This window comes from Methylotenera sp. (assembly GCF_029945535.1).
GTDB lineage: Bacteria > Pseudomonadota > Gammaproteobacteria > Burkholderiales > Methylophilaceae > Methylotenera.
Genome location: NZ_JAQSCU010000013.1, coordinates 343,673 through 363,999 on the forward strand (window position 1 = coordinate 343,673; position 20,327 = coordinate 363,999).

Genomic DNA, 20,327 nt, shown 5'->3' on the forward strand with positions numbered 1-20,327 from the left:
ACTGCACCTCATGGCGGCTATTTCTACGCCCAGTCGTGCGCTCAAGGCGTTTCGTAAGCGACATCATTGCTAGAAAACTCATGGTTATGGGCTACCGTAAGACAAACCGCAGAGGCGCGTCAGCGACTCAAGCGGTTTGGCTGACGGAGTGTCCCTTAATTTATATTACGGACACATCTGAAACGAGAGAAGAAAATCAACGGTGTAAAACTTCCTCAAAAGTCACAAAAATCACTGATATTTGGTTACGGACACGTTGCGAACTCTAACGTAAAGTAGGCATCCTATTTAATGCTTTTAAAAGCGTCAAATATGAAAGCCATTTAATTTTTTTAAATAAAGTATATAATAAAATCATAGTATTAACTATTTTTAGTATTGCCTAAAATTAATATTTTTATACGGCGTAAAATATGCAAAACTCAGAAACCAATTCAGTAATCAATGTTGTTAAAAGTGTTGAGCCACCTAAGCTTTTAGAGCAAGTACGTGGGAAGATTCGACTTAAACATTACAGCATTCGTACTGAGCAAGCCTATTTAGATTGGATTAAACGCTTTATTTTGCATTTTGACAAGCGCCACCCAAGTGAGATGGGTGCGGTAGAGGTTGAGGTGTTTCTAACGTATTTAGCGGTGGAGCGTAATGTTTCAGCTAGTACACAAAATCAGGCTAAAAGTGCTTTGTTGTTTTTGTATAAAGAGGTGTTGGGTGTTGCGCTGCCTTGGCTAGATAATGTTGAGCAGGCAAAAACGCCTAAGCGTTTGCCTGTAGTGTTAACCAAGACGGAGGTGCAAGCGGTGCTTGGTCGGTTGAGCGGTACGCATTGGTTGGTGGCGAGTTTGTTGTATGGCACAGGCATGCGAATTTTAGAAGTGTTGCGTTTGCGGGTGAAAGATATTGATTTTGAGCGTAAAGAGATTTTAATTCGTGATGCTAAAGGCTTTAAAGACCGCGTGACCATGTTGCCGCTCACTTTAGTTACTCCACTAAAAACACATTTAGAGCGCGTTAAGCAGTTGCATCAAAATGATTTAAATGATGGTTTAGGCGCGGTTTATATGCCGCAGGCGTTAGGGCTTAAGTATCCTTATGCTGCGCGAGATTGGATTTGGCAGTATGTGTTTCCAAGCGGTAATTTATCGCAAGATCCTCGCTCAAAAAATGAGGTTGAGCCTGTGATGCGCCGCCATCATTTGCAAGATCAATCTGTGCAGCGCGCAATGCGTCAAGCGGTGGTGGACTCAGCCATTACTAAACCTGCAACGCCACATACTTTGCGACATAGCTTTGCTACGCACTTGCTTGAAGGCGGCTATGATATTCGTACTGTGCAAGAGTTATTGGGTCATTCGGATGTTGCCACGACGATGATTTACACCCATGTGCTGAATAAAGGTGGGCGTGGGGTGAGTAGTCCGCTAGATGTTTTGTAGGCTGATTGTTTGTATGTTGATGTGCAGGCAGTTTTGAGTGAAAGTGACTTTAATGCTTAAAATTATCAATCTGTCATTCTGAGCGTCGCGAAGAATCCAGAAGTTTAGTCGCTTACTTCAAAAGCTGGATTCTTCGCGATGCTCAGAATGACGGTATCTGTAATAACTTTAGTTGTTATAGCTATTCTACTAAACAATCCCACGACTCCACTCTGCACTCACAATCGTCATACCGACGGAAGTCGGTATCTAGCGGCTTTAAGTCACTGGATTCCGTGTCAGACCGTAAAGGTCTTCACCGTGGAATATATGTGCTAAAGCACATTATTCACACGCGAAAGCACGGAATGACATGCACTTGGAATGTTTACTTGAATAGGTATTAGGCGTTAAATTCACCGTTTAAATAATACCAACGCCCATCAATTCGCTCAAACTGGCTTGTTTCATGCAGTCTTGTTGCTTTGCTTGCTATTTTATAGCGCGCAACAAACTCTACAATTGCCGTTATTTCGCTAGTATTTTCAGCATGCTTTATTTGTAAGCCAAGCCACTTAGTTGGAGGGTCTTCGGCCAAACCAAGTGAGGTAGGGCGAGTTTCAGGGTGCCAAGTACTAAGTAGGTAATCTTCTAACTGCAATACAAAAGCCGTATAGCGCGAACGCATCAGTGCTTCTGCGGTGGGTGCGGGTGAGCCTTTGTGGAATGGTTCGCAACATGCTTTGTAAGGCTTGCCGCTTTCGCATGGGCAGGGGTTGCGAGAGTTAGATTCTGTTTGAGTATTTTTCAAGAATAATTTTTATACCAAGAAACTCATCAACTTCGTCATTCCCGCGAAAGCGGGAATCCAAATTGACTTAAAAATGGATTCCCGCTTTCGCGGGAATGACGGTTTAGGGGTTGGAACTTTGAGTTAGTTGAACTCGCTTAGATTAATTTTAGAGTTAATTAAGCTCACGTGTTTCTAAAAACTCAATATCAGGGTAACGCTCTTGTGCCATTTGCAGGTTCACACGGTTAGGCGCTAGGTACACGTATTCGTCTGCGCCATCTAACGCCACGTTAAAGCCGTATTTATCGGCAATGGCTTTTAAGTCTGCATCTTTGCCGCGTAACCAGCGTGCAGTGTAGCAATCGTATGGTTCAAACACCATATCTACACTGTATTCATGTTCCAAACGGTGCGAAACGACTTCAAACTGCAGCATACCGACTGCGCCTAAAATTAAATCGTTACTTAAAAGCGGGCGGAATAACTGCGCTGCGCCTTCCTCTGCCAGTTGTTTTAGGCCGATTTGCAGTTGCTTCATTTTCATCGGGTTTTTAATGCGGGCACGGCGGAAAAATTCCGGTGCAAATGATGGAATACCCGTGTATTTTAAGTTTTCGCCTTCACTAAAAGTATCGCCCACTTTAATCGTACCGTGATTTGGTATGCCAATAATATCGCCCGAATAAGCTTCGTCCATCGTAGTGCGATCTTGCGCCATAAAGGTGATGGCATTATTGACGGCAATTTGTTTATTGGTGCTCACTTGCTTGATTTTCATGCCACGTTCAAAACGACCTGAGCAGACGCGCAAAAAGGCGATGCGATCCCGGTGTTTGGGGTCCATATTCGCTTGAATTTTGAATACAAAGCCTGAGAATTTGTTCTCATCTGGCGGTACTGGGCGAGTTGCAGTATTGCGTGCAAGTGGAGCCGGGGAAAGGTCAACCACCGCGTCCAGCAATGATTGCACGCCAAAGTTGTTAATCGCCGAACCAAAATACACAGGTGTTTGCTTGCCGCTTAAGTAGCGGTCTGCATTAAAGGTATGCGATGCGCCGCGCACTAGCTCGACGTCGATACGTAATTCACCAGCGACGTGGCCTAGCACTTCATCTAAACGTGGGTTATCAAGCCCTTGAATAATTTCAGATGTACCTTTATCTGCACGTGGATCAAAGAATGAAATGGTGTCAGTATATAAGTTGTAAACGCCTCTAAAGCCTTTCCCCATGCCAATTGGCCAGGTCATAGGCGCACATTCCATGCCTAGCGTGGTTTCAATTTCATCTAACAACTCAATTGGCTCGCGGCTTTCGCGGTCTAGCTTGTTAATGAAAGTAATGATTGGCGTATCGCGCATGCGACAAACATTCAGCAGCTTGATGGTTTGCGCTTCCACGCCGTTGACTGCATCAATCACCATGACCGCAGAGTCTACCGCTGTGAGCGTTCTATAAGTATCTTCTGAGAAGTCATCATGGCCTGGTGTATCCAGCAAGTTCACCATGTGTTCGCGGTAAGGGAACTGCATGACCGATGAAGTCACTGAAATACCACGTTGTTTCTCAAGTTCCATCCAGTCCGATGTCGCATGGCGCGAAGCTTTGCGACCACGTACTTCCCCTGCCACTTGAATCGCACCACCGAACCATAATAGTTTTTCAGTGAGCGTCGTTTTACCCGCATCTGGGTGCGAAATAATGGCAAATGTGCGGCGGCGTTTGATTTCGAGCTGTAAAGGGGTTGCGGGCGATGACATGGTGAACTTTAATCTTTGAAAAATGCTAAAACGACATTTTACCTTAAATTAGGTTTTTAACTTACAGCTAGCTACTTTGGCGTTTGGCTTATCGAGATTTTGGGATGGGAAGATTGATTTATAAATCGCCTTCATGGGCAATACGCGCTAAATCCAACAGGTTAGTCGCGCCAGTTTTATGCATGACTTTTGATTTGTGTATTTCAACAGTTCGGTGACTAATGCCCAACTGCCTTGCAATCTCTTTGTTTGAATGGCCTTGCACAGCAAGTGCCATCACGTCACGCTCACGCTCGGTGAGTTCAGCTAAATGCGATTGCACGCTTTGAAGGTTGGCACGCTCGGTGAGTATTCTTTCAGACTCTATAAGGGCGAATCGTACCGATGTCATGAGTTTTTCACGGGTGACAGGTTTAGTTAAAAAATCGATTGCACCAGCTCTTATTGCACGTACGCTCATTGGAATATCGCCATGCCCAGTGAGGAAAATGATGGGCAGCTGAATATGATGCTTTGTGAGCATTTCTTGTAACTGCATACCATCCATGCCACTCATACGAAGATCAACGATGGCACAGCCAAAACGTTCAGCTTGAAAGCTTTCAAGAAAAGATTCGGCGCTCTCAAAGGTGCTCACGGTAAAGCCTTCCTGCACCACCATCAGCGTTAGCGAGTCGCGTATTGCTGGGTCGTCATCAATAATGAAAATAGTGGCTTCAGTGTTCATGAGTTATTTTCAAGTTGAAAAAGCTAAAGTCGCAAAAGGTAGAGTAAAGTGAAACGTAGCGCCAGGTTTGTTGTTTTGTTCTAACCAAAGTTCGCCACCATTCGCCTCAGTCAACGCGCGGCTAATGGCAAGCCCCATGCCAATGCCGGTTGGCTTTGTAGTAAAAAATGGCTCAAAAATACGTTTGGCGGTATCTGCATCTAAACCTGGGCCGCTATCTTGTATGGTTACGTGCGCCATATTAATTCTTTGATTAGTGCGTACTGTAATTGAGATGGCTGAAGAGGGTGCACCTGCGCCACGCATGGCTTCTACGGCATTTCTTAGCAAGTTAACTAATATTTTTCGTACTTGAGTTACGTTACCAAGTACTTCTGGCATTGCAGGTTCTAAAGATAGCAGTGGACTAAAATCGCCATAACCATCACCTTTAGCAATGTTCAGTGCCTCTTTCAATACATGATTCAGCTCAAATCGCTCTGTTACCAGCTCACCTTTTTGCATAAAAGCCAGTAATTCATGCAAACTTTTACCAGCTCGCTGCGCTTGTGAAACTGCGCCTTCAAGCGCATGTTTGAGATTTTCGGGGTTAAACGTGCCGCTATTAAGTGCATGTAAAGCCACTTCACTATATGCAGAAATAGCTGCAAGTGGCTGGTTGAGTTCATGTGCAATGGCAGACACTGTTTGAGACGCCACTTGTTGTTTGAACAGTGCTTCCATTTCTGCACGTTGTTCTTGCAGTGTTTTCTCTAGAATTTTTTGGTCGGTAATGTCTCTGGCAACCCCTAGCAGACGAGTCGCATGCCCATTCGTAAAGTGAATGCGTCCCATAGTGGCTATCCAGCGCTCAACGCCATCGTTGGGATTTCTTACACGATAATCTACACTGTATTCGCCATTACTAGCGGGGTCAATGGCACGATCAATCACGGCTTGCCTTGCTACCCGGTCATCGGGATGTATCGCAGCCACGAACTTTTTATAAGAAACGGTTTCTTCAGATTCTTCTCCCCAAATATCTCGCATACGTTCATCCCAATGAATGATGTTGTGGCGATAGTCGAAATCAAATACACCTAATCCAGCGGCTTCTTTGGCTAGTCGTAGCCGCTCTTCACTAATTTTTAATGCTTCTTCTACCTTCCGACGTTTATCTGCAATGTGTAATGTTGCTAAAACAAAATGCTGATGACCTATGTCTAGTGGACTTAGGCTAATATCAACCGCTAGCTCACTACCATCTCTGCGCAGCGCGACTAAATCACGGCCTTTACCCATCGGGCGTTTTTCTGGATTTTTAGCGTAAGTGTTTCTGTGCTGATGATGCTGGCTGCGATAACTTTCGGGTATTAACGCCTCAATTTCGAGGTCATTTATTTGTTCAAATGTATAGCCGAGTAGCTCAAGCGCAACTGGGTTGGCTTGCTGCACGTGACCAGTATCATCTACCAGTAACATCGCATCAGCAGCCACATCAAATAGTGTTTGTACGCTCAAGTTTGTTAAAAGTGAGTCTTTCATAATGGCGAGTCTTTAAATAAGCGGTTCAACAAATATCCTCTATATTAAAAGTGCTACACGAACCGCTTCAGTCTACGATAAAAGATGAATCAATGTCCATCAATCTGAGTGCATATAAGGGTTAGCCCTTACGTGTTAGCACTAATTTACTTACTAAAGTAGCTACTGTAGATTACCCACTTCGGCGGTACACCCCAAGCAACTAATGGTTGCATAATCTCTGTTTTAAGATCTGTACCGTCGATCCCTTTTACATTATTTGATGGAGGAATTATGGAACTTTCAACGGTAACTCAATTGCTTACAAAAAACCATATTCCTGTATTTGGTATTGAATCTAAAGCTAAGTCTAAAAGCGATGCTAAATCTAAAAAAGAATCCAGTATTAGCATCAAAGAGTTAAGTGGTGAAGATAGACAATGCTTAGTGGCTGAGTCAGCTTATTATAAAGCGGAGGCAAGAGGATTTGAATCAGGCCATGAGTTAGAAGATTGGCTTGCAGCAGAAGCTGAGGTGACACAATGAACAACACAGCTCAAGTTGAATATATAGACTTTTCCAAAGCCGCTAGGGAAAGTGCCTGCTTATGCCGTAGCGAGCAAGAAACTGCAGTGTTAATGCTTTATGATAATGGCACCATACTCGACTGCAACCAAGCGGCTGCTGAGTTGTTAGATTGCATTCCAAGCAAACTTACTTGGCAACATATCTCGACTATCATGCCGGAATTAACGGAAGACACTTTAATGCAGGGCGAAAAAATTAACCCTAACTTACGTTTTCTTTCACACATTGGTTACGGCTTTGAAGTCATTGGTTTGAGTGGTGTGCATTTTGTATGCGCATTGTTTTTTAACGAAGTTGAGAATTTCGGACGCCATTGTTTGCGTTTGATACTTCGACCAATTTCTCAAGACTTAGCAGCCTCTTAAAACTCGCTATAGACTAAATATATTCACTGCTCCGCCACCCGGTGCGGCGTTCCATTTTGTGAGTTCTCGGTAAGCACCAGCCGCACCTGCACCGTCTGAATTTTCAGTGAGTCCTAAGTTAATGGCAATACCTGCCCAGCCACCAATGCCAGACATGACGCCTACATATTGCTTGCCTTTATTTGCATAAGTAAATGGGTTGCCAATGACGCCAGAACCTACTTGAAACTGCCATAGATTTTTACCAGACTTCGCATCCACTGCCTTAAACCATCTATCTAACGTGCCGTAAAACACCAAATCTGCACCTGTGACCATTGCGCCACTCCAAATAGAGTAGGGCTCTTTGTTATACCATGCGCTTTTACCAGTTAGACCATTCCAAGCCATAAAACCACCAGTCACGCCATCTGGACCTGGATGCATAGTTAACCCTGCGCCTACCCAAGGTTGACCTGCCGTATATTTAGCTTCAACTACATCGTAATCCATACATAAGTGGTTTAGCGGCACATAAAATAACTTGGTTTTTGGCGAATAAGCTGCTGGTTGTTGATCTTTCACGCCGAGTGCGGCAGGGCAGACGTTTTTGGTCGTAGTGTCTTGATGCGCAGAATATTTTGGATCTTTTTGCGGGATTCCTGTGCTTAAATCTACACTAGTTGCCCAGTTCACAAAAGGATGCATTTTTGCTGCCACTAACAGACTGCCATTGGTGCGGTCAAACGTATAGCCAAAGCCGTTGCGGTCAAAATGGGTTGCTAATTTTTTATTGTTTGCATCCCATAAAATTACTTCATTAATGCCATCGTAATCCCACTCGTCATGTGGTGTCATTTGGTAGCCCCATTTCGCCATGCCGGTATCGAGGTCACGTGCGAAAATCGTCATAGCCCATTTATTGTCACCAGGCCGCACATCTGCATTCCAAACCGATGGATTGCCTGTGCCGTAATACATGAGATTCAGTTTAGGGTCATACGAGAAATAGCCCCACACAGGGCCGCCGCCATGTTGCCAGCCATCTTGATTCGCTTGCGGTTTCAGCCAAGTTCTAACACCTAAATCAGTCTCTGGAAATTTCAGTTGTTCTTTTGTTAGCGCCTTAAATGAGCCATCTTCTTTGTTGCCACCATTGACATCTTGGTAAGTGGATAAAGCAGAGTAGTGCGGATTAGCTTCGTTAAAGCCTGCGCCGATGAGTGCTTCACTATCAGGCCCTGTGCTATAAGCTTTCCAAGCCAATGTGCCATCTTTAATGTTGTAAGCGGCAATAAAGCAACGCACGCCATACTCACCACCACTACAACCGGTGATTACTTTGTCCTTCATCACATGTGGTGCGTTGGTATTGCTCGCGCCAGTTTTAATATCATTGACTTTGGTTTGCCAAATGAGCTTGCCAGTTTTTGCATCTAGCGCAACTAATATGCCATCATTCTGCTGCAAAAAAATCTTGCCATCGCCATAACCTAAGCCACGATTCACAGTGTCGCAACACAACAAAGCTTGCGTTTGCGGGTCTTGCTTAGGAAAGTATGACCACAGTATTTTTTGATTGTTATTTAAGTCCAGTGCGTAGATATTGTTAGGAAATGCCGTATGCACATACATTGTGCTACCCACCACAATCGGCGAACCTTCATGGCCTCGATTCACACCTGTAGAAAAAGTCCAAGCGAGTTTAAGCTTGTTAATATTTTTTGCTTGGATTTGATTTAAGCCGCTGTAGCCTGTATTGGCGTAATCTTTACGTGGATGCGTCCATTCCTTGTCATTTTGCAGGTGCGTTCGTAAGTCATCACTTGCATAAGCCGGTGTAGTGAAAAGGCTACATAAACCTAAAATAGTTAGATAATGGCGTGGGAATGGCGGCATGTGATTTGACTTCTATTTGCGCATTAAAAAGAAGGCCGCCAGTATGAGTGCAATCAATACTAGCAAGCCTTCCATAAATGTTAATGCCTAATGATTAAAGCACTATTTTATACTTTATTTCACCACTTCTTTCAGTTGATCCAAAATCGCTGGGTTATCCAGTGTAGAAATATCCGAAGTGATTTCTTCACCTTTGGCTAAGCTACGTAACAGTCTACGCATGATTTTTCCAGAGCGCGTTTTTGGTAAGTTATCACCAAAACGAATTTCATCTGGTTTAGCGATCGGACCAATTTCTTTGCCTACCCAATCACGTAGTTGTGCGACGATTTTTTTCAGTTCTTCGCCTTCTGGACGTTGACCTTTTAGCACTACATAAGCAACGACAGATTCGCCTTTAATGTCATGCGGTTTACCAACTACGGCGGCTTCAGCAACCAATGGGTTTGAAACCAAGGCTGATTCAATTTCCATCGTGCCTAAGCGGTGGCCTGAAACGTTCAATACATCATCGATACGACCCATGATAGTGAAATTACCAGTTTTCGCATCGCGAACTGCACCATCACCAGCTAGGTAAATTTTGCCGCCCAGGTCCACTGGGTAATAGCTAGATTTATAACGCTCAGGGTCGTTATAAATAGAACGTATCATTGAAGGCCAAGGTTTTTTAATGACTAATAAGCCACCTGTACCCCAAGGCACGTCTTTACCCGTTTCATCTACCACATCAATGTCGATACCTGGGAATGGTAGTGTGCAAGAGCCAGGCACTAATGCTGTTGCGCCAGGTAGCGGTGTAATCACGTGACCGCCAGTTTCTGTTTGCCAGAAGGTATCCACAATCGGGCAATGGCTTCCACCCACGTTTTCGTAATACCACATCCAAGCTTCTGGGTTAATAGGCTCGCCTACAGAACCAAGCAAACGCAAGCTGCTTAAATCATAGCTCTTAGGATGGGTGCTTACGGTTGTTTCAGCAGCCTTAATGAGCGAGCGAATTGCCGTTGGTGCAGTGTAAAAAATCGACACTTTATGTTTTTGTATCATTTGCCAGAAGCGACCCGCATCTGGATAAGTCGGGATGCCTTCAAATACAACTTGCGTCACGCCCATGGCGAGTGGACCATAAGCCACATAAGTATGGCCTGTAATCCAACCTACGTCAGCCGTACACCAAAATACGTCATGGTTTTTTACGTCGAATGTCCAACGCATGCTGTTCATGGCATGTAATAAATAGCCAGCAGAAGAGTGCTGCACGCCTTTTGGTTTGCCTGTACTGCCTGAGGTGTAAAGTAAGAATAGCGGATGCTCTGCACTCAACATGACTGGTTCACATGTGTCTGCTTGCCCAGCAATTAAGTCGTGCCACCAGATGTTATTGTCATTCCAGGCAATCTCTTGACCAGTTTTTTTCAGAACCACTACATTTTTAATCGACTCACAGCCACCCATTGCGATGCCTTCATCTACCGCAGGTTTTAGTGGTAGTGCTTTACCGCCACGAAATTGACCATCAGAGGTAATCACGGCAACAGCACCAGCATCAATAATGCGTTCATTCAGGCTTTTAGCTGAAAAGCCGCCGAACACCACTGAGTGTGTTAAACCTAAACGTGCGCAAGCTTGCATCGCTACTACTGCATCAATACCCATTGGTAAGTAAATAATCACGCGATCACCCACGGTGAGGTTTAGTTTTTTTAATCCATTAGCAAACTGGCAAACGCGGTGATACAGCTCTTTAAACGTAACGTTAGTCACGCTGCCATCATCGGCCTCAAAAATAATCGCAACTTTGTTGGGGATAGTATTAAGATGTTTATCTAAGCAGTTTGCTGAAACATTCAGTTCACCATCTTCAAACCATTTGTAAAACGGTGCGTTATCTTCATTAAGCGTTTTAGTGAACGGTTTGTTCCAAACTAAAAGCTCGCGCGCCAATTTCGCCCAAAAGCCTTGATAATCGTCGGTTGCCTCTTTGCATAAAGCGTTGTAGGCTGACATGCTAGAGACATTGGCATTTTTTACAAAATCTGCGCTAGGTTCAAATACGCGGTTTTCATGAAGAACTGACTCGATTGACATGCTTAAAACTCCCTTTAAATTACTTTGATCTATTTATAATTTGATCTATTTATAATTGGTATATTAAATTGGACTATTTATAATTGGTTTTAGCTAGAATTTTTGTCTTCACTAGATACTTTTTGACAATATTTTAGTTTGACCACATTCTGTATTGTTACGACATTAAAACGCCATATTACCTTAAAAAACCTATGATAACACTTGATATGATTCTATCAGAAAACCGCATGAAATCTAGCGATGAAGCCTATGTGCAGCATGCTGTTGCTTGCAGCCCATTTGTTACAAAATTGTTTACAAAGGATGGTGGTTTGCTGACTGATTTGCTAGTAAACCTGCATCAAGAATATCAGTTAAGTGACATGCAGAATTTTTTATCAAACCAAAATATTTTTGATGAAACATCATTAAAGCAGGCTTTGAGACGTTTGCGTCAGCATGTGATGGCGAGAATCATCGTGCGTGATTTGAATGGTTTGGCAGATTTAACAGAAGTGATGCGTACGACATCTAGCCTAGCTGAGTGTGCAATTAATGCCTCGATAGACTATTGGAATACTTGGCTAGTAGATGCTTTTGGTCAACCTGTAGACGCGCAAGGTTACCCGCAAAGTTTTATTGTGATTGGCATGGGAAAGCTTGGTGGAGGCGAACTCAATGTTTCTTCTGATATTGATTTGATTTTTGCTTATGGATCAGAAGGTGAAACAACTGGCGAAAAATCCATCAGTAACCAAGACTTTTTTACACGTTTGGCGAAAAAGCTTATCGCAGCAATTGATGAAATCACCGAAGACGGCTTTGTGTTTAGGGTTGATATGCGTTTGCGCCCATTTGGTGGCGAAGGCGCGCTGGTTTCTAATTTAGACGCACTTGAAGAGTATTACCAAAATAACGGCCGCGAATGGGAGCGCTATGCTTGGATAAAAGGCCGTGAAGTGACTGGTGGCAAACAAGTATCTAAATTGCTTAAACCATTTGTCTTTCGTAAATATTTAGATTTTGGTGCGTTTGCCAGCATGCGTGATTTGAAAATCCAAATCCAGCGTGATGTAAACAGCAAAGGCATGCACGACAATATCAAGCTTGGTCGCGGTGGCATACGCGAGATTGAGTTTATTGCACAAGTTTTTCAACTCATTCGCGGTGGGCAAGATGCAAGTTTGCAAGTGAAACCTACACTTTCAGTCTTAGAGCTATTGAAAAATAAAGGCTTATTGCCAGAAAAAACTGTGGCTGAGCTTAGCGAGGCTTATGTATTTTTGCGTAATTTAGAACATCGATTGATGTATGTCGATGACGCACAAACGCAGGAACTGCCGAAAAGTGATGAAGCTAAAGCACGTATAGCTAAAGCGATGTGGTTTGACGATTGGGAGGAGTTTTTGGCGAAATTAAATGCTTACCGCCAGCAAGTGCAGCAACATTTTGATGCTACGTTTAGCGATGCTAGCGCGAGTCAGAATGTAGATGAAAGCACACTGGAGGTAGAGAAATCCATATGGAACGGTGCCATTGTCGAGCAAGAGTCAGTTCCAGCCCTGCAGAAAATGGGCTTCATTGAAGCCGCAGAAACATTACGTCGACTCAATACTCTGCATCAGAGTAGCCGTTACCGTCAGTTGCCAGAGTTAAGTCGGCAACGCTTTGATGCCTTGATGCCGTTGGTTATATCTCAAGTAGCCGAGATGCAAAATGCTGATACCACGCTGATGCGCATTATCGATTTGTTGGAGAGCATTTGTCGTCGCGCGAGTTATTTGGCTTTATTAGCCGAGCATCCGCAGGCCATGCAACTATTGATTAAATTATGTAGCAGTAGCCCGTGGCTTACGAATTATTTGGTGCAACACCCAATCCTTTTAGATGAGCTTTTAGATACGCGCACGCTGTATGCCGCACCTGATTTTTCTATCTTACGTGCAGACTTACTCGCACGTTTAGCTGAAGTTAAAGGCGATGTAGAGCGCGAAATGGACGTATTCCGTCATTTTAAGCATGCCAATATTTTCCGCTTTGCCGCGCAAGATATTAACGGCGAACTAAGCCCAGAGAAACTATCTGATTATTTGAGTGAGCTTGCTCAGCTAATACTCAGTGTGAGCTTGGAAGTCATTTGGCCAAATGTGCGCGGAAAGCATTTAGAGGTGCCGAAATTCGCCGTGATTGGCTACGGCAAATTAGGTGGCAAAGAGCTGGGCTACGCGTCTGATTTAGATATTATCTTTTTGTATGACGACGATGCATCCGAAGCGGGTGAAATCTACGCGCGCTTTGCACAACGCATTAATAACTGGTTCAACAGCTTGACCTCAGCAGGTTTGCTCTATGAAACGGATATGCAATTGCGTCCAGATGGTAACAGTGGTTTGCTAGTGAGTAGCGTTGCTGCTTTCAAAGAATACCAAATGCAAAAAGCGTGGGTATGGGAGCACCAAGCCATTACTCGCGCCCGTTTTGTAGCAGGTGACAAACAAATAGGTGCGGCGTTTGAGAAAATTCGCATTGAAGTGATGATGCAGCCGCGAGATAATGATGCGTTAAAGCTAGAGGTTCAATCGATGCGCGAGAAAATGCGCTCTGCACAACATATTGAAGCCAATATGTTTGACATTAAACACAGCATAGGCGGCATTATAGACGTGGAATTTCTAGTGCAATATTTAGTGCTGGCGCAGGCGAAGCAATACCCAGAACTCACAGGCAATATCGGCAACATCGGCTTGTTAAGGCTATTGGCATCGCTCAATATCATCGCCCAAGATTTAGCGGATAAAGTCGTATCGGCATATCGAGATTATCGCCATACTCAGCACATGCTCAAGCTACAAGGCGCGGCGCATTTGAGGGTGGAGTTATCAACAGTGAGTGAGCATGCAGCTGCGGTGAAAGTTTTATGGAAAAAAGTTTTTGTAGATTAAGTACTTTTAAGTTAAAAATGCAGACCCTATGATCCTTATTGGTATTGGCTCAGCGGAGTTGATGGGAAAACGTATTCGACATAACTTTTGAAAAGTAAGGCAGGTTGTTTCTCTAATCCGCCTTATATAAAGCTTGCTAGAAAGAAAAAATATGCATGAATTAATTAAATTAACTGGGACGGTTGTCGATGATTCTGCCGAGCGAATACCAATTGGAGGTGTGATTACTTTTGCAAAATTATTATTTCCTTTCCAGATTCAGGAAGCTAATTCATGGATTAAAAATTGGAATGTTTTCGAAGGGGTATTGCTAGGGGTTGTATTTAGTGATGCTGAGTGGCTATATCTGGAAGGCTCCGCTGTAATGGTAGGGCCAAGTATCGCAATTACAGCTAAACACGTTATAGAAGCTCGATTCAGCGGTATAGCTGAAGGTTTAGAAAATATGCATTGTATTGGAATAACGTCGCTTGGCCTTCAAATGTGGGCAGTAAAAAAAGTAACATATTGTTTAGAGAATGACCTTGCAATGCTTGGCCTAGAGCTTATATCTGCGATAGATGAAGGGGATACTCTAAATCAGTCCATCATAACAACTAAGGTTCCTGAAATTGGTGAGAACGTTATAATTTATGGATTCAAAGCAGCGGATAATAGATTTCAACGAGAGTCTATATGTAAGCCTTATGAACCCATGAGTAAACCTATTGAAAATATGCTTTTATTTTCTCAAGGCAAGGTAACTCAGCACTTTCTGACACAACGCGATAGCTTTTTAATGCCATGGCCCGTAATTGAAGTTGACTGTCCGTCATGGGGTGGAATGAGTGGTGGTCCAGTTTTTAATCATGAGGGTAGATTAATAGGGTTGTTGTCATCATCTATAGAAACGGCTTCAAACGATGGACCTTCATATGTTTCATTGATATATCCAGCATTGACTATGGTTTTTGAAGGTGGTTGGCCAGCTCCTTTATTCAAAAATCCTACATCGTTACTTGAGCTTGATCCACGCGCTTGCGAAATTGAAGGTCGTGAAGCATTATCTTTCGTTCGAAGTGAAGATGGAAAAAGTTGTCATACAGTCTACAGCCCTTTTAAAAAATGATACCGTTATAATAATTGATTTAACTTGAAATTCGACGGTTGCTCAACTAACCAAGTAAGGAGGGCAGCTGGCTGCCCTCCTTACAAAATTTCAAAATCCAATGGTAGTGATGGCGGGCAATATCAAAAAGTAATTCGAGAGCAAAGCTATATCGCTAGCGTGTTAAAATATCGGTCTATGAATGTGAACAAACCTGCAAGCCCAATTCCTGCTATATCAAACTCAGCCAGCTTAGCGACTGCTTTGCAAAGCTGCATGTTGGCTGATCGCCATGCATTGCGTCGTAAGTTGCGTGATGCGGCCGATTTACAAAAGCTAAAAGATGAAAAATCTGCTGCTAAAGCACAGCGCTTGTTAGGTGAGGTTGCGCAAAAAGTTCGTACATCTCAGCAGAAGTTTGCTTCTCGATTAGCTAGTTTGCCTAAGCCAGAATACCCACTTGAGCTACCAGTCAGCGGCAAAAAAGATGAAATCGCGGCGGCCATTACCAATAACCAAGTGGTGATTATCTGCGGTGAAACAGGTTCTGGTAAAACAACACAAATACCTAAAATATGTCTTGAGCTTGGTCGTGGTGTGGCGGGTTTGATTGGACATACGCAGCCACGCCGTATTGCTGCGCGTTCAGTGGCTTCGCGTATTGCGCAGGAGCTGCAAAGTCCGTTGGGTGAAGTGGTTGGTTATAAGGTGCGCTTTAACGATAAGTTGTCAGAATCCAGCTATATCAAGTTGATGACTGATGGTATTTTGCTGGCGGAAACGCAGGGCGATAAATTCCTTAATGCTTATGACACTATCATTATTGATGAGGCGCATGAGCGTAGCTTGAACATCGACTTTTTGCTGGGCTACCTCAAGCAGTTACTGCCAAAGCGTCCAGATTTAAAAATCATTGTGACTTCAGCAACGATTGATGCAGAGCGTTTTTCAAATCACTTTGTAGGCGCGCCTATCATTGAGGTGTCAGGTCGTACTTACCCTGTTGAGATTCGTTATCGCCCATTAGGTAAAGCTGGATTTCGCGCTAGAGAAATTGCGGAAACTGAAAATTCTCAGTTTGATTTAGAAGATGAAACTATCTTTGGTATCGCTAGAAAAGCCAAAACAGAAGCACGTTGGCTGGAAGAAGATGACGAAGAGGAAGCCATAGAAGAAGCGATTTTAGACGCCGCGGATGACTTGCTACGTCAAGGCGATGGTGATATTTTAGTGTTTCTGCCCGGCGAACGCGAAATTCGCGATGTTGCTGACCATTTACGCAAATATCAAGGACGTTCGGCGAAGTTAAAGCATATTGAAGTGCTGCCTTTATTTGCACGTTTAAGCATAGAAGATCAGCAAAAAATATTCAAAAGCCATAGTTCACGTCGCATTGTGTTGGCGACTAACGTGGCAGAAACGTCGCTTACTGTTCCAGGTATTAAGTATGTGATTGATGCTGGGCTAGCGCGGATGAACCGTTACAGCACACGTGCCAAAGTTGAGCAATTGCAGATAGAAAAGATTAGCCAAGCCGCAGCCAAACAGCGGGCAGGTCGTTGTGGACGTGTTTCAAGTGGTATATGTGTACGTTTGTATTCAGAGGAAGATTTTAACGGTCGTCCAGAATTTACCGAACCTGAAATTCTGCGCAGTTCGCTAGCCAGCGTGATTTTGCGCATGGCGGCATTGCGATTGGGTGATGTAACAGAGTTTCCGTTTATCGAAGCGCCATCATCTCGGTTGGTAAGCGATGGTTATTTGTTGCTACAAGAATTAGGCGCGGTGGATGCTAAGCGCCAAATTACTGAAATTGGCTTGCAGCTTGCACGCTTGCCTTTAGACCCGCGAGTAGGTCGCATGATTTTAGCGGCTAAGCGTGAAGGCTGTTTAAACGAGATATTGATTATCGCCAGCGTGTTGAGCATACAAGACCCACGTGAACGCCCAATGGACAAGCGCGAGGCGGCAGATAATGCACATGCAAAATTTGCAGGAGAGGGTTCAGATTTCATGAGCTACCTCAAGCTTTGGGACTTTTTTGATAACGCACTTAAAACCAAAAAATCGAACAAAGATTTGCTGAATCAGTGCCATAGCAACTTCTTATCATTTTTGCGCTTAAAAGAATGGCGTGAGTTGCATAGCCAAATCAAGCAAATTACCGATGAAATGGAATTTAAATACAACGAAAAAGAAGCTACTTTTGAGCAAATCCATAAAGCATTATTAGCTGGTTTACTGGGTAATATTGGTTTTAAAGATGGTGATAACGACGCTTATTCAGGTGCACGTGGTATTCGTTTTTATGTGGCACCAGGTTCATGCCTCAAAAAGACTCGTCCAAAATGGGTGATTGCTGCGGAGTTGGTCGATACCTCTAAGCTTTATGCGCGTTGCGTGGCAAAGATAGAGCCTGATTGGATTGAGCCGTTAGCGCGAGGTTTAACAGAAAGCCAATATTCTGACCCGCGTTGGGATAGGAAAATGGGTATGGTCAATGCGTGGGAGCGTGTTTCTCTCTATGGCTTAACTATTATTCCTAAGCGTCGTGTGCATTATGGGCCAATCAACCCTAAAGAAGCTCGCGAGATATTCATACGTGAGGCGTTAGCTAGCGGTGAGTTCGATACCCGAGCTGCATTTTTCACTGCAAATGAACGCTTAATTGCCGAAGTTGAAGAGTTGGAACATAAGGCGCGTCGGCAAGATGTGCTAGTAGATGAACATCAGTTGTTTGCCTTTTATGACGCAAAGATTCCTGCTGATATTTTCCAGGCAGCAACTTTTGAAAAGTGGCGTGAAACCGCTGAAAAAGAAAACCCAAGGTTGCTGTATCTGACTCGTGATGACTTGATGCGTCATGGTGCAGATGCCATTACTGCCGTGCAGTTTCCAGAAATGATTATGTTGGATGGCGTTGAAACGCATCTGAAATATCGCTTCGAGCCAGGCCATGTTTTGGATGGCGTCACGGCGACTATTCCGTTGGCCTTATTGAATCAGCTTAATCCAACACAAACCGAATGGTTAGTCCCCGGCATGCTACGTGAAAAGCTGACTTATTTAATTAAAGCATTGCCTAAAACTTTCCGCCGCGTTTGCGTGCCTGTGCCTGAGTTTGTCACGGTTTTTTTAGATCAAAATAAGGTGGGTGAAGGTGTAATTAAACAGGTTCTTGCAGCGCATATTCAACGTGTGACTACGCTAAAAATCTCAGTTGAAGATTGGACTGAAGAAACGCCAGCTCACTTGCTGATGAACTTTAGCGTTCTTGATGATGCAGGCCGTGAGCTTGCCATGGGGCGCGATTGGAATGCACTTAAAAAACAATTAGGTTCAGCCGCGCAACTCACCTTTAGAAACACCTCGCCAGATATTGAAAAGACGGGTCTAAAACAATGGAATTTTGGTGATTTACCGCAAACCTTGAGTTTTGAGCGCGATGGCTTAAAAGTGGTGGGTTATCCTGCATTAGAAGATGAAATCGATAGCGTTTCTGTGAAGCTTTTTGATACCGAGCGCGAGGCGGCTGTAAATCTACGTAAAGGTATTTGCCGATTAATTCGATTTGAGTTAAAAGAACAAATGAAGCAGTTGGAAAAAAGCCTGCCAAATTTTAATCAATACGCCTTAACGCTCAGAAACATAATGTCGCCAGAAGATTTACGTGAAGATATGATTACTGCCATTGCCGATCGCGCCTTTATTGGTGAGGACGATTTGCCACGTACTAATGCTGAATTTATGAAGTTGAAACAACGCGCCAGAACACGTCTGCCAGCCGTTAGCGAAGCGATTGCAAGGCAAGCGCAAGCGATTGCCACTGAATATCAACTGCTCACAGTGAAGCAAGGTCAAATGGCAACAACAGCCAATCGATTAAAACGCGACTTGGATCAACAAGTTGGGCAGCTGGTTTATAAAGGTTGTTTTAGTCAAACGCCGTGGGAGCACTTGCAGCATGTGCCACGTTATTTGAAGGCTTTAAGGTTGCGCATTGAAAAGCATCCTGCGAATCCAGATCGAGATGGCAAAAATGCAGGAAGCGTGGGTATTTTGTGGCAGAAATGGCAAGATAAAGTCAGTGCGCTGCATCAGGCTAATCAGGATATTCCACAAGACTTGCAGGATTACCGCTGGTTGATTGAAGAATTACGCGTTTCCTTATTTGCGCAAGAACTTAAAACGCCATTTCCAGTGTCGATTAAGCGCTTAGAAAAAACATGGGCGGACATGCGCTAATTAGCGTTTGCCTGTAGTCAACCATGGAAATTAATCAAACTACTCCACTCGATAAAGCTGTAAATCAGTTTGACGAATTCTTGCTTAAGCCGCGTGGCGATAAGCTGATTCGTATCAATATTAGTCGTAACACGCTGATTGCGATTATCTTTTCGCTACTGGTGCATGGGCTGCTTTTAATCGTTATGTTGCCAAAAATTGATTTTGATAACGCGGCTTCTCCACAGCCAACGGCATTGGAAGTGAGTTTGGCGCCACCAACTCCGCCTAAAGTTGAAATTCCTGAACCAACTCCTGTAAAACCAGAGCCTGAAGTCACAAAGCCGCTACCAAAAGTCATTACACGAAAACCCAGTAAAAATACAAAACCATCCACGTTCTCCGTGCCAGACGTGATTGCGACAAAACAACCAACGCCAGAACCAACGCCACCTAAAGAGGTTAAGCCAAATGACGCGCCAACTGATATGGCTTCTTACGTTAAGGCGCAGCAAGCCAAGCGTAACGCTATGGAAGCGGACGCGGCAAGACAAAATGCAGAAGCCGTCGCGCGTGAAGTTGGCCCTAGCCAAGAAAAGGTTAGAGACGACAGAATTAAAAGTAATTTAAAAGTTGGTACGAATGGCATTTTTGAAATTACTAACTTAAGTGGGCGGCATGCAGCCTTTGCATTTAAAGGTTGGACTAATGATTACAGCAGTGCAAAGCGTGAATCATTTGAAGTTGAAGCGGGCACTGGGCAGGACGTTAGATTAGTGATGATTAAGAAAATGATCTCTTTGATTCGCCGACATTATGATGGCGATTTTAACTGGGAGTCTCAACGACTAGGTCGTGAGGTAGTGAAGTCAGCTCGCCCAGAAGATAGTGCAGAACTGGAAGAGTTTATGATGATGGAGTTTTTTGGCACTAACTACAAGAACACACCTTATTAGCGCTTTTTACATAAAGG

At 43.8% G+C, this 20,327-nt stretch carries 13 protein-coding genes; 7 read left to right on the forward strand and 6 right to left on the reverse strand.

From position 1 onward, the window contains the following. Window positions 1-413: 413 nt before the first annotated feature. Window positions 414-1,436: an integron integrase gene (locus tag PSU72_RS09415; RefSeq protein WP_300432114.1), complete on the forward strand. Its 1,023-nt coding sequence runs from the start codon at window positions 414-416 to the stop codon at window positions 1,434-1,436. A gap of 382 nt (window positions 1,437-1,818) precedes the next feature. On the opposite strand, the gene PSU72_RS09420 is transcribed toward PSU72_RS09415, so the two are convergent. The 4 genes from PSU72_RS09420 to PSU72_RS09435 form a co-directional block, all read right to left on the reverse strand. After that, window positions 1,819-2,226: a YchJ family metal-binding protein gene (locus tag PSU72_RS09420; RefSeq protein ID WP_300432115.1), complete on the reverse strand. Its 408-nt coding sequence runs from the start codon at window positions 2,224-2,226 to the stop codon at window positions 1,819-1,821. Between the two features lie 154 nt (window positions 2,227-2,380). Next, window positions 2,381-3,967 (reverse strand): peptide chain release factor 3, encoded by a 1,587-nt coding sequence (locus tag PSU72_RS09425; RefSeq protein WP_300432116.1) that lies wholly within the window; start codon window positions 3,965-3,967, stop codon window positions 2,381-2,383. Window positions 3,968-4,085: 118 nt separating this feature from the next. Further along, entirely contained in the window at window positions 4,086-4,694 is a 609-nt protein-coding gene (locus tag PSU72_RS09430; RefSeq protein WP_300432117.1) for a response regulator, read from the reverse strand. A gap of 9 nt (window positions 4,695-4,703) precedes the next feature. Next, window positions 4,704-6,218: a PAS domain S-box protein gene (locus PSU72_RS09435; RefSeq protein ID WP_300432118.1), complete on the reverse strand. Its 1,515-nt coding sequence runs from the start codon at window positions 6,216-6,218 to the stop codon at window positions 4,704-4,706. 273 nt (window positions 6,219-6,491) lie between these two features. On the opposite strand from PSU72_RS09435, the gene PSU72_RS09440 reads away from it, so the two are divergent. Continuing rightward, entirely contained in the window at window positions 6,492-6,743 is a 252-nt protein-coding gene (locus PSU72_RS09440; RefSeq protein ID WP_300432119.1) for a DUF2934 domain-containing protein, read from the forward strand. Then, the gene (locus PSU72_RS09445) at window positions 6,740-7,150 is read left to right on the forward strand and encodes a hypothetical protein (RefSeq protein ID WP_300432120.1); all 411 of its coding nucleotides are present in this window, start codon (window positions 6,740-6,742) and stop codon (window positions 7,148-7,150) included. The genes PSU72_RS09440 and PSU72_RS09445 overlap by 4 nt, the downstream gene beginning before the upstream one ends. Window positions 7,151-7,156: 6 nt before the next feature. On the opposite strand, the gene PSU72_RS09450 is transcribed toward PSU72_RS09445, so the two are convergent. Beyond that, on the reverse strand, window positions 7,157-9,028 hold the full coding sequence (locus PSU72_RS09450) for a methanol/ethanol family PQQ-dependent dehydrogenase (protein ID WP_300432122.1): 1,872 nt from the start codon (window positions 9,026-9,028) through the stop codon (window positions 7,157-7,159). Window positions 9,029-9,142: 114 nt separating this feature from the next. Next, entirely contained in the window at window positions 9,143-11,119 is a 1,977-nt protein-coding gene (acs, locus tag PSU72_RS09455; RefSeq protein ID WP_300432124.1) for an acetate--CoA ligase, read from the reverse strand. 194 nt (window positions 11,120-11,313) lie between these two features. On the opposite strand from acs, the gene glnE reads away from it, so the two are divergent. From glnE to PSU72_RS09475, 4 genes are all read left to right on the forward strand, one after another. Continuing rightward, on the forward strand, window positions 11,314-14,043 hold the full coding sequence (gene glnE, locus PSU72_RS09460) for a bifunctional [glutamate--ammonia ligase]-adenylyl-L-tyrosine phosphorylase/[glutamate--ammonia-ligase] adenylyltransferase (RefSeq protein WP_300432126.1): 2,730 nt from the start codon (window positions 11,314-11,316) through the stop codon (window positions 14,041-14,043). Between the two features lie 151 nt (window positions 14,044-14,194). After that, window positions 14,195-15,151: a serine protease gene (locus PSU72_RS09465; RefSeq protein WP_300432128.1), complete on the forward strand. Its 957-nt coding sequence runs from the start codon at window positions 14,195-14,197 to the stop codon at window positions 15,149-15,151. A gap of 255 nt (window positions 15,152-15,406) precedes the next feature. Next, window positions 15,407-19,375 (forward strand): ATP-dependent RNA helicase HrpA, encoded by a 3,969-nt coding sequence (gene hrpA / locus PSU72_RS09470; protein WP_300432515.1) that lies wholly within the window; start codon window positions 15,407-15,409, stop codon window positions 19,373-19,375. Window positions 19,376-19,398: 23 nt separating this feature from the next. Next, on the forward strand, window positions 19,399-20,310 hold the full coding sequence (locus PSU72_RS09475; RefSeq protein WP_300432130.1) for a hypothetical protein: 912 nt from the start codon (window positions 19,399-19,401) through the stop codon (window positions 20,308-20,310). The last annotated feature ends 17 nt before the right edge of the window (window positions 20,311-20,327 follow it).